This window comes from Streptomyces sp. NPDC058964 (assembly GCF_042741275.1).
In the GTDB taxonomy this organism is placed as follows: domain Bacteria; phylum Actinomycetota; class Actinomycetes; order Streptomycetales; family Streptomycetaceae; genus Streptomyces.
In genome coordinates, this window is sequence record NZ_JBHYKH010000280.1 from 1 (window position 1) to 2,822 (window position 2,822).

Consider the following 2,822-nt stretch of genomic DNA (forward strand, 5'->3'; position numbering starts at 1 on the left):
GCCCCGTCCTCCGCGGGGGAGAGGGCGGGGCACCACCGTGTCCGGGCTCAGCCCTGCTGCCGCTGCCGGGACTTCACCAACTCGGTGAGGTCACCGGTCTCCGCGGCCGGCGGGGCCTTGACCGTGGCCGTCTTGCCGAACTTCTCGAAGTCCGTGGTGACGGTGGCGGAGCCGAACACCTGCTTCATGCGGACCGGCAGGTTCTTGCCGTTCACCCAGATGTCCATGGTCATCGAGCCGTTGGCGCCGGTGAGCTGGTTGAACATGTTGTCCTGGTTGCCGTAGACGTCCTTGAGCTTGCCCATCTGGTTCGCCTTGATGACGGCCCGGTAGTGGGTCGTGCTCTGCCCGTCGACGGTCTGCGTGCCGAGGTCGTCGACGTCGTTGGCGTACTTCAGGGCCTTCATGGAGGCCACCGGGCTGCCGCCGCCGGTGCCACCGGCCATCGCCTGGCCGCCCTTGTCGCCGAACAGGGCCGAGCCGTCGATCTTCATCCACTCCTTGCCCTTGAGCGGGCCGGAGGGCTGCGGGTCGATGTCGTAGTAGTAGGCGCCGCCGACGAACAGCATGCGGACCTTGGGCGAGCTCGTCAGCGTCTGCATCTGGGCGGCCTTGGTGTCCATGTCGACGTCGAAGGCGAAGCCGTCGCCCCACGAGTACGTGCCCTCCATGGTCACCGGGCCCGTGCCCGTGCCCAGGTCGGTGCTCATTTTCACCTCGGCGGAGCCGAGGTTCTCCGTGCGGTCCGTCGCCCGGGCCAGCGCGGCCATGACCTTGTCCGCGTTGTCCACGGCCTTGGCGGCCGTCTTCGCGCCCTCGGTCCCGCACGCGGAGGTCACCAGCAGCGTTGCCGCCGTGCACCCCACCCAGGCCGCGGTGTGTCGCATCCTCATGTTTCCCCACCCCGATACTGCTGTCTGTTGTTCGTGACCGGCCGACTCTAGCGGGGCGCACCGACAGTCGTGCGACTGGTTTACGGCGTCCGTATACCGGACGCTGCTACTTTTTTTGCCGTTCGCCCTGCGATTCTCGTATCGACGCAAAGCATGGAATTTCCTGTGCCGACTTGCTGGATACGTGATCCAAGGGCCTGTGGATCTTCGAATTCCGTAGGTAAACACCCATTGACGCAGCGGTTTTCGTCGGGGTTCCATCAGCGCCGGGAGTGAAGAAGAGACGTACGACGCGATCCGCCGGAGGCGATAGCGCTCCCGCCCGAACCACCACCGCACGAGTCGATCGGAACCGCCGCATGACCGACACGCTCCGACCCGTAGAGAACGCTGTCCTGGAGGACGCCGTCACCGGCGTCTCCGACAGCCCCCAGAAGCTCAAGCGTTCCATCGGAGTGGTCGGCGGAACCCTGCTGACCCTGTCGTGCGTAACGCCCGCCTCCACGCTCTTCGTGGTGGTCCCCGACCTGTTCGGCTCCCTCGGCACCGCCACCGCCCTGACGATCGCCATCGGCTCCCTCCTCTGTATCGCCGTGGCGTTCTGCTACTCCGAGCTGGGCACGCTCATCCCCAGCGCGGGCGGCGAGTACGCCATGGTGTCGACGATGGCCGGACGGCTGGCGGGCTGGCTGGTCTTCGTGCTGTCCCTGCTGGTCGTGATGATCGTCCCACCGGTGATCGCGATGGGCACCGCCGACTATCTCGCGCCGATCGTCCACCTCGACCCCGCGATGACCGGCGCCGGCGTGATGCTCCTCGCCACCCTGGCCGGCCTGCTCGACCTGCGCGCCAACGCCTGGATCACCGGCATCTTCCTGGTCCTGGAGGTCATCGCCGCCGGCGTCGTGGCACTGCTGGGCTTCACCCACGGCCACCGCGGCCTCGGCAGCCTCACCTCCATGCAGGTCGCGGGCTCGAACGGGCACACGGACACGGTGACTGCCATGCTGGTCGTCTCCGGACTCGCCATCGCCCTCTTCGTCACCCAGGGCTTCTCGACCGCCGTCTACCTGTCCGAGGAACTGGAGCACCCGCGCCGCAACGTCGCCCGCACGGTCCTGGCCACCCTCGCCATCTCCACCGTGATCATCCTGGTCCCGGTCGCCGCGATCACCATGGGCGCCTCCGACCTCAAGGAGCTCACCGGCGGCGACATCAGCTCCATGGTCACCGCCTGGTCCAACTCCGCCGTCGGCACCTTCGTGAGCCTGTGCGTGGCCCTCGCGATCATCAACGCCGGCATCGTCATGGTCATCCAGAACTCCCGCGTCCTGTTCGCCTCGGCCCGCGACAAGGCCTGGCCCGAGCCGGTCAACAACGTCTTCTCCAAGCTCGGCCGCTTCGGCTCCCCCTGGGTCGCCACGCTCGCGGTGGGCGTTCCCGGCGCGCTGCTCTGCTTCGTCAACCTGGACACCCTGTACGGCGTCACCGGCGTCTCGGTGACCGCCATGTACCTGCTGGTCGCGGTCGCCGCCCTGCTCGCCCGGCGCGGCGCGCACAAGCACACGCCCGCCTGGCGCATGCCGCTGTGGCCCGCGATGCCCGTCCTGCTCATCGCCGTCCTGGCGTACGTCCTCAGCCAGCAGGAGACCACCTACCTGCTGTGGACCGGCGGCATCACCGCCGCGGCCACCCTCTACTGGGTCTTCTACCTCCGCCCGCGCCGCGAGACCCGCTGGCTGGTGTCGATCCCGGAGGACGCGCAGGCCTGACGGTCACGCGAAGTCCCACGTCAGCACCGAGCACGTACCGTCGTCCTCGCCGCCCGCACTGCGATAGGCGGGCCGCGGCAAGGGCGAATGCGTGTAGGACTACACCACCGTCCCCGTTCACCACCACAGACCGACGCCGGCCGCGAGCAGGACGCCC

2 protein-coding genes are annotated in these 2,822 nt (G+C 68.2%); one reads left to right on the top strand and one right to left on the bottom strand.

Annotation, left to right across the window (positions count from 1 at the left end; genetic code table 11):
* Positions 1-47: 47 nt before the first annotated feature.
* Complete coding sequence (locus ACFW2E_RS28800) at positions 48-893, bottom strand: hypothetical protein (protein ID WP_384469987.1); 846 nt, start codon at positions 891-893, stop codon at positions 48-50.
* A 359-nt stretch (positions 894-1,252) separates the two neighbouring features.
* On the opposite strand from ACFW2E_RS28800, the gene ACFW2E_RS28805 reads away from it, so the two are divergent.
* Entirely contained in the window at positions 1,253-2,665 is a 1,413-nt protein-coding gene (locus tag ACFW2E_RS28805) for an APC family permease (RefSeq protein WP_384469988.1), read from the top strand.
* Positions 2,666-2,822 lie beyond the last annotated feature (157 nt).

Coding starts and splice junctions, on each gene's coding strand:
- ACFW2E_RS28800 (WP_384469987.1), bottom strand. CDS start 893: ATGAGGATGCGACACACCGCGGCCTGGGTGGGGTGCACGGCGGCAACG.
- ACFW2E_RS28805 (WP_384469988.1), top strand. CDS start 1,253: ATGACCGACACGCTCCGACCCGTAGAGAACGCTGTCCTGGAGGACGCC.